Source organism: uncultured Lamprocystis sp. (assembly GCF_903933125.1).
Classification (GTDB): domain Bacteria; phylum Pseudomonadota; class Gammaproteobacteria; order Chromatiales; family Chromatiaceae; genus Thiodictyon.
In genome coordinates this window covers 1-6,962 of sequence record NZ_CAIZIZ010000197.1, presented here as the reverse complement: position 1 = coordinate 6,962, position 6,962 = coordinate 1, and the positions used below count along the sequence as shown (strand labels likewise).

At 65.0% G+C, this 6,962-nt stretch carries 9 protein-coding genes and 2 pseudogenes; 9 read left to right on the top strand and 2 right to left on the bottom strand.

Going from position 1 to position 6,962, the window contains the following annotated elements:
* Positions 1 to 408 (top strand): hypothetical protein (locus QZY03_RS10000; RefSeq protein WP_295580548.1); only part of this gene is annotated, 408 nt, incomplete at its 5' end.
* 71 nt (positions 409 to 479) lie between these two features.
* Here the strand turns inward: QZY03_RS10000 and dinB are convergent.
* Positions 480 to 1,718 carry a DNA polymerase IV gene (gene dinB / locus QZY03_RS09995; protein WP_295580546.1) on the bottom strand — a complete coding sequence of 413 codons (1,239 nt, stop codon included), beginning with the start codon at positions 1,716 to 1,718 and terminating at the stop codon, positions 480 to 482.
* Between the two features lie 131 nt (positions 1,719 to 1,849).
* On the bottom strand, positions 1,850 to 2,011 hold the full coding sequence (locus QZY03_RS09990; protein ID WP_295580544.1) for a hypothetical protein: 162 nt from the start codon (positions 2,009 to 2,011) through the stop codon (positions 1,850 to 1,852).
* Positions 2,012 to 2,234: 223 nt separating this feature from the next.
* Here QZY03_RS09990 and QZY03_RS09985 point away from each other — a divergent pair, with 223 nt between their 5' ends.
* The 8 genes and pseudogenes from QZY03_RS09985 to QZY03_RS09950 all read left to right on the top strand — a co-directional run bounded on the left by QZY03_RS09985 (position 2,235) and on the right by QZY03_RS09950 (position 6,645).
* The gene (locus tag QZY03_RS09985; protein WP_295580543.1) at positions 2,235 to 2,471 is read left to right on the top strand and encodes a hypothetical protein; all 237 of its coding nucleotides are present in this window, start codon (positions 2,235 to 2,237) and stop codon (positions 2,469 to 2,471) included.
* A 2-nt stretch (positions 2,472 to 2,473) separates the two neighbouring features.
* Complete coding sequence (locus QZY03_RS09980) at positions 2,474 to 2,716, top strand: hypothetical protein (protein ID WP_295580541.1); 243 nt, start codon at positions 2,474 to 2,476, stop codon at positions 2,714 to 2,716.
* A 239-nt stretch (positions 2,717 to 2,955) separates the two neighbouring features.
* Positions 2,956 to 3,369: pseudogene (locus tag QZY03_RS09975) on the top strand (helicase HerA-like domain-containing protein); the annotation flags it as partial.
* A 41-nt stretch (positions 3,370 to 3,410) separates the two neighbouring features.
* On the top strand, positions 3,411 to 4,013 hold the full coding sequence (locus QZY03_RS09970) for a hypothetical protein (RefSeq protein ID WP_295580550.1): 603 nt from the start codon (positions 3,411 to 3,413) through the stop codon (positions 4,011 to 4,013).
* The gene (locus QZY03_RS09965) at positions 4,006 to 4,674 is read left to right on the top strand and encodes a DUF4400 domain-containing protein (RefSeq protein ID WP_295580539.1); all 669 of its coding nucleotides are present in this window, start codon (positions 4,006 to 4,008) and stop codon (positions 4,672 to 4,674) included. Before QZY03_RS09970 ends, QZY03_RS09965 begins: the two co-directional genes overlap by 8 nt.
* Before the next feature lie 220 nt (positions 4,675 to 4,894).
* Positions 4,895 to 5,323, top strand: a complete 429-nt coding sequence (locus tag QZY03_RS09960) for an ATP-binding protein (RefSeq protein WP_295580537.1) — start codon at positions 4,895 to 4,897, stop codon at positions 5,321 to 5,323.
* A gap of 613 nt (positions 5,324 to 5,936) precedes the next feature.
* Positions 5,937 to 6,053 (top strand): annotated as a pseudogene (locus QZY03_RS09955) (hypothetical protein); the annotation flags it as partial.
* An 85-nt stretch (positions 6,054 to 6,138) separates the two neighbouring features.
* The gene (locus tag QZY03_RS09950) at positions 6,139 to 6,645 is read left to right on the top strand and encodes a DUF4351 domain-containing protein (protein ID WP_295580535.1); all 507 of its coding nucleotides are present in this window, start codon (positions 6,139 to 6,141) and stop codon (positions 6,643 to 6,645) included.
* The last annotated feature ends 317 nt before the right edge of the window (positions 6,646 to 6,962 follow it).

The window sequence follows — 6,962 nt, the reverse complement described above, 5'->3', positions numbered from 1 at the left end:
GGCCTCCAGCGGAGTTCCCCCGAATCACTCCAGGCCGCGCTGCCACTGCCGTCAACGCTCACCCCACGGACGGCGATCTTCACCCAACAGGTGCTCGCGCACGTCGCATTGGAAGCGGCGAAAATCCCGGTTGACAGTATCTGGTTAGCCACCTCCGATATCATCGAATCGGTGTTTGGGAAATACAAATGCTTCACTGCCAAGGGGCCGCTTAAGGAGATCGGCAAGCTGGTACTGGCGATTCCTGCCTTCATCGCTGACCTGACGACGCCATTGATTCGGGAGGCGATGGAGTCAGTACGCACCATTGATGTCGAGCAGTGGGCGGAAACGCATATCGGTACGTCGATGCTGGCCCGGCGTCGGCATGCCCTGATCGATTCAGTGCTAAACACAGAAACTGCATGAGAGGGAATTGCGATATACCTGACAGATTGAACACCCTAGGGGCCTGGTGACAGCGTATGACACCAATCTGATCAACTGACTCGAATATGCGACTGCGGGCACTCCGGGGTTTCGTCCAGGCCGCGGGCCCGATCCATGGGGTCCGCAGCAGACACCAGGGCGCCGACGCCAAAGCGCGCATGGATGCGATCGACCGCGACCGTCAGGCGCCGCTCCCGGTCGTTATCCGCGGGGCGCTCGGCCGCGCCGTCGAACAGGTCCGGCTGGACCGGCTCCGGAGCCCCCAGATCGGCGATCCCCAGGCCGATCAGGCGCACGGGCTTGCCGGCCTCGTACAGCGACCAGGCGGTGGCGAACAGGGTCCGGGCGTCGTCGCTGTGCCGCGGGAGCCGCCGCTGGCGGGTATGGGTCTCGAAGCCGCAGAAGCGGATCTTCAGCGTCACGGTGCGCCCGGCGATCCCCTCCTGCCGGGCCGCCGTGGCGACTTCGGCCGCCAGGCCGCGTAGGGTGTCGCGCAGCACGCCGGAATCGGCCACGTCGACGCCGAAGGTGGTTTCCTTGGAGAGTGACCGGCGGGCGGCGCGTTCGCCGACCCGATCGGAGGCGATGCCCCGCGCCTGCTGGTACAGGCTGGCAGCGATGCGGGGTCCCACCTGGGCCTGCAACTGGGTGAGCGACAACCGGCGCAGGTCCGCGACGGTGCGCAGGCCCAGCCGCTGGAGGATGGGCAGGGTCCGGCTGCCAACCCCGCGCAACACGCCGACCGGCTGTCCACCCAGGAAGTCCAGCACCTGTTCCGGCGGCACCACGACCAGTCCATCCGGCTTGCCGAAATCCGAGGCGATCTTGGCCACCAAGCGGTTCGGGCCGATGCCGACCGAGGCGGTCAGACCGACCGCGTCACGAATCGCCGCCTTGATCTGCGCGCCGATGGTCGCCGGGGGACCGATCAGGTGCGCGAGCCCGCTGACGTCGAGAAAGGCCTCGTCGATCGAAATCGGTTCCACGACCGGGGTGCAGGTGGCCATGACCGCGCGAATCTGGCGGGCGACCTCCAGATAATGCGCCATGCGCGGGCGCAGGTAGACCGCGTCCGGACAGCGCCGATGGGCCTCCTGGATGGGCATGGCCGAGTGGATGCCGAAGCGGCGCGCCTCGTAAGAGCAAGTGGCCACCACCCCGCGCCCGCCGGGCTGGGCGCCGACCACGACCGGCAAGCCGCGCAAGGCCGGGTTGTCGCGCTGTTCCACCGCGGCGTAGAAGGCGTCCATGTCCAGGTGCATGATCCAGCGGGCGGGTCCGGTGCTCATGGTCCTGAGGTTCGACAAGGGAAACGGACTCCGCGGGCCGCACGGGCACCGGTCGGCCCGGGCCGACCGTGACGCGCCGGCTGGCGGGAATCAGTCTGCGCCGGCGGTCGCACGGCCAGTACCGGTCCGGCTCACTCGAACGAGGACTCGATGCGTTGCGCGATCTCCTGTGAGATGCGTTCGTTCATCGCCGCGGGCAGACCGAGCTGGTCGTGCAGTCCGTTCATGTAGCTCAGCAGCAAATTGATCTGGCGAAACAATTCTTCGTGATCGTCGAACTGCCACCCGATCATCCGTTTCGCGCCCCTTGTTACCGGCCTTACACAGAAGGTTGGCTGCATCATTCAAATCAGCATGAAAGGCACTCTTGACCTGGCGGACGACTTTGGCGGAACATCGACTGCATGGGGGCTCCGCCAATCGACGCCGGACTGGGCATTCGCCCCGTCCGCAACGTTTGGATGCCACACGTAATCGCGGACTGGAGATCATCCGAAGTCCCATCAGTATAGCTTCATGTCTGATTTCGAGATCATCAGTGCGATCAGTGATGTCGAGCTGATCGCTCGCGGCCCTGGTATCCGTGACATAGCCCGGCTGAACCGCGAGTACGGAAGGGGTAATTGGCGTAAAGTCAAAGGAACCGCCCTCCTGCGATTGAACAGCGGTAGACTCCGTCGCGCCGAGTTGCATTGGTACGAAGCTCACGGAATCGGCAAGAGAGAAATGAAGCGCAAGTGTTACCTGGAATGACTATGAGCAAGCAAACCGGCGAAGTCCCAGAGTATGTTGTCTGTATCGACAACTCGGATTATCCTGCATCCCTGGAATTGCATAAGATTTATCGCGTCCTTCCCGACGAAGATGCGAGCACGGACGGCGATCTGCGGATCATCGACGAGAGCGGCGAGGACTATCTCTACTCTGCGGATCGGTTCGTTCCGATTGCCGTACCAATCGCGGTAAGGAAATCCCTGGAACTGAAGGTGCTTCCATAGGACTTTGATGGATTAGGTATACTGTCCCCGAAACTCCGGAAACTCCGCGGACATCGCTGCCGCGGCGCAGGCCGCGGGAGTCAAGCATCGCCCCGGAGGACTTCGCGGCCCGGGTGCCGTCCTGGTCCGGCGACCTGTGGCTGGGCTGGGGCTTCGACTGGCTCCCCGTGCATACGCAACTGGCACTGGACCTGCTGCGGGCCGGTCCGGAGCAGTTTGCCCCGCGCGATCCGCAGCGCATGGGCGCGACCTGGCTGCACGGCTTGGGGGGACGCGATGGGGACCTGCGCATCCCGCTGTCGCATACCGACGGGCACATGCTCATCGTCGGAGTCACCGGCGCCGGCAAGACCCGCACCTTCGACCTGCTGGTCACCCAGGCCGTGCTGCGTGGCGAAGCGGTCCTGATCATCGACCCCAAGGGCGACCGCGACCTGCGCGACACGGCGCAACGGGCCTGCGTGCTGGCCGGCAGCCCCGCGCGCTTCGTGCAGTTCCACCCGGCCTTTCCTGCCCAGTCGGTGCGCATCGACACCCTGCACAGTTTCAACCGCGCTACCGAGTTGGCGAGCCGGGTGGCGGCCCTGATCCCATCGGAGACCGGCAATGATCCCTTCAAGAGCTTCGGACAGATGGTCCTGAGCAACGTGGTCCAGGGCTGCTCGCGGTCCATGAGCGACCGAGTCTGGTCAGTTTGCGCCACTATCTGGAAGGCGGCGCCGAAGCCCTGGTCGAGCGGGCGCTGCGGGGGCACTTTGCCGCGTGCCGGCCCGACTGGGAGACCGACGCGGCGACCCTGTTGGCCCGCGGTCGCGACGTCACCGCGCGGGTCAAGGCACTGGTGCGCTACTACCGCGAGCGGGTCAGCAGCGATCATCCCTCGACCGTCTTGGAGGGGCTGCTCGGGCTCTACGAACACGAGCAAGTCCATTTCTCCAAGATGGTCGCCCGCCTGATGCCGATCCTGAACTGGCCCGACAGTCGCGGGTTACTCGAACGGCTCGCGTGCGGACTGGCGGAGCAGGAGCCCGCCGCCGCGGCCCTCCAGGCCCGCGTGCACGCCATCGCGGTGGCCGCGATCAACGCCCACAAGGCGGCGAAAAAAGCCGGCGTACCGGATCGTGAGCGCTTCGCGGCCTTCTTCGACAGCCTCGTCGGCGCACCGGGCGCTCCAGAACATGCGGTCCTGGCGCAGGCGCTGACGGCCGACCAGCGGCGCATCCTGGGCGGTCGGCTGCGCGCCGTCCGGCCGGCGCCCGTCCGGGTCGAATCCGCGGCCGGGACCCCGGATGCTTGACGACGCACACGAGGGCAGCGACGGCAAAGGTATCTGGCTGTGGACCCTCGCCGCGGGCCTGCTGCTCTTCGTCATGGAGTTCATCCTGTTCGCCGCGCTGGTACCGACCGACTGGGCGCGCCAGGTCAGCGCGCAGGAACTCACCTCCCTGGTGGACGCGGTGGGACCAACCCAGGCCGATGCCATCCTCGACCGCGCGGTGCGCTGGTATCGGGCGTGCTTCGTGCGCACCGGACTGGAGGCATGGAGTTACCACCTCCTGGTGCCTGATCACCAGACGGCGGGGGCGGGGCTGGAGCAATTGGCCGACAGCCCGGTCTGGCCGTGGCTCGCGGGCCGGGTGCAGGTGGTGTGGTGGTCGCTTGGTCAGGCCTGTCTGCGCCTGGCGGTGCTGCGCTTCTGGTGGCCGTTCATCCTGATCCTGGGCGCGGCTGCCGCCTACGATGCGTTGTTACGGCGGCGTATCCGGCAGCACGGCTTTTCCTATGCCAGTCCGTTGATCCATTTCTGGGCGGTGCGGGGGCTGCTGTGGATACTGATCGGGACGCTGATGCTGTTGGTGGCGCCGATCCCGTTACCGGCGACGGGGGTGCCGGTGGGGGTGGCTGTCGTTGCTGTGCCCTTGGGGCTGGTGCTTGCCAACACTCAGAAGCGGCTGTAAGTTAGCGACATACCTGACCCTGCGGCTGTTGACGAGGTGCTTCGGTGCCCGGCTCCGTGGGAATCAGGAATGGCGACCGGGCCGTGGCCTGCCAGGACTGGATCAATTCAGTGGCCCTCAGGCGTAAAACCGTTCACGACCCGGTCCGGTCCTGCGAGCGGCAACTCATGGATGCCTCCCGGCCAAAATCGGTCCGCTTCTCATCTGTCTTGCGCTATCCGTGGTCTGTCCCCGATATCCGGTCGAGATCTTCAGCGATCGTATGGAGATCACGAACCCCGGACAGCCGTTGGTTGACCCCGCGCGTTTCCTGGACAACCCACCGCGCTCACGCAACGAGGCACTGGCCTCGTTCTTGCGCCGCGTTGGAGTCTGCGAGGAACGTGGCAGCGGAATCGACAAAGTCGTCTTTCAAACCGAGTATTATCAATTGCCTGCACCGCGTTTCGAGGTTGCAGGGGACAACACGATCGCAGTCTTGTTCGCCCAGCGTCCGCTGACCAGGATGGACAAAGACGACCGGGTACGGGCCTGCTACCTCCATGCCTGCCTGCGCTACGTTGAGCGCGACTTCATGACCAACTCAACCCTGCGCGAGCGGTTTGGCATCGAGCGACAGAACAGCGCCCAAGCGTCGCGCCTGATCTAAGGAGGCGACCGAGGCCCAAGCGATCCGAGCCTACGACGCGGTTGCCTCGCGGCGGGACATGAAGTACGTGCCGTGGTGGGCCGGCTGAGCCGGTGCAGCTGCATTTGACGGGCATTTGATGGATCGCATCTGGACCACTGTCGGCTGATTTTTTCTCACGCAAAAAATCAAAGCAAAGAAACTGTTATGCCTAAGGGCCAGGCCAATCCGCATTTGATGTGTACATAAAAACCCGTTCACGGTGGCAGCGATCCCGGCTGCGGCAGGTCGCCGAAGGTCCCCAGCGGCAGGGGGTCGTGCCAGCCGTCGGCGTCGGTGGCGACCCAGTGGAGCCAGCGCCAGGCGTCCCCGGACCACTCAATGAGGCGGTTAGTCGGGGGCTCCCAGACCGCGTGACACGGCCAAGGGGCAGACCGGACTGCGTGGATGCGCAGCAGCGCGCCGGTGGCGGCGTCCCAGAGGCGTAGGGCCCCATCCTCGCCCGCCGAATGAACGTGTGTACCGTCCGGGGCCAAGGCGCAGGTTTAGACCGTGCCCTTATGAGCCGTGCAGGTCAGGAGTGCCGCCCCGGTGGCAACTTTCCTTGGAGTTTCAGTCCACGGTCGACCGCCTCATGGCCGCTCGGCTCATCACTTACAATGGCGTCCTCTACGAGGACCTGCACCGCGCGAAAGAGATCGGGCCGGATGATCCGCTCCCGCCGGTGCTCCCGATCGTGCTCTACAACGGCGCCGAGCCCTGGACCGCCAAGACCGACCTGGCGGACCTGATCGCCCCGAGTCTGCCGCCGCAACTGCGCCACTGGCAGCCCCCAGATGCGCTATCTTCTCCTGGAAGAACGCAGCTACCCCGAGGCGGACCTCGCGCGTCTGCCCAACGTCGTCGCCGCCTTGTTCCGCTTGGAGAATGCTCAGGCACCGGAGAACATCCAGCGGGTCATCGGTTGCCGGGTCGAGTGGCTGGCCGGGGCGGAAAACGCGTGCCTGCGTCGTGCCTTCGTGGTCTGGCTCAAGCGTGTGCTGCTTCCGGAGCGCGTACCCGGCGTCGAGATACCCAATTTCAGCGAACTACAGGAGCTTCACGACATGCTGGCCGAACGCGTCAAGACTTGGACCCAGGAGTGGAAGGAGGAGGGCTTACGGGAAGGCAGGCAACAGGGCGAGACGAAATTGCTGCGCCGGTTCCTCACTCGCCGCTTTGGCCCGCTGCCGTCATGGGCTGAGGAGCGTCTGGGTCAAGCCGGCGAGGCCGAGCTTGAGGAGTTGGGTGATCGCGTGTTGGAGTGCCGGAGCCTGAATGAAGTCTTCGGCGGATCGGCTTGAGCGAGCGGGTCATCGGGTGCGGGGAGCTAACGACGAGCTTTTTCGTGGTACGTCCCTTTCCCCCGAAAGCGCTACCCTCGTCGCAGTTCACCTGCTAATGTTGGGGCAAATACTGCCTCGCCCCCGGGGTGCATCCCACGGCGAAGGCGCGCAGGTTCTTTTAAGGAGAGAATCATGTCTAAACCTCGCCTAGGCCGGGATGCGTAATTTCTCTTCCTCTGGATCGAGCGTCGTTTTCGTCCAGAGCCGGTCGGCAACGGCAAACGGATCGACGTTGATCGTGTGCGCAAAGTCGCTCACCCGGGCGACCAACTCCG

Excerpts from the sequence above, each read along its gene's own strand:
- dinB (WP_295580546.1), bottom strand. The coding sequence starts at position 1,718 with ATGAGCACCGGACCCGCCCGCTGGATCATGCACCTGGACATGGACGCC.
- QZY03_RS09990 (WP_295580544.1), bottom strand. The coding sequence starts at position 2,011 with ATGATCGGGTGGCAGTTCGACGATCACGAAGAATTGTTTCGCCAGATC.
- QZY03_RS09985 (WP_295580543.1), top strand. The coding sequence starts at position 2,235 with ATGTCTGATTTCGAGATCATCAGTGCGATCAGTGATGTCGAGCTGATC.
- QZY03_RS09980 (WP_295580541.1), top strand. The coding sequence starts at position 2,474 with ATGAGCAAGCAAACCGGCGAAGTCCCAGAGTATGTTGTCTGTATCGAC.
- QZY03_RS09965 (WP_295580539.1), top strand. The coding sequence starts at position 4,006 with ATGCTTGACGACGCACACGAGGGCAGCGACGGCAAAGGTATCTGGCTG.
- QZY03_RS09950 (WP_295580535.1), top strand. The coding sequence starts at position 6,139 with ATGCGCTATCTTCTCCTGGAAGAACGCAGCTACCCCGAGGCGGACCTC.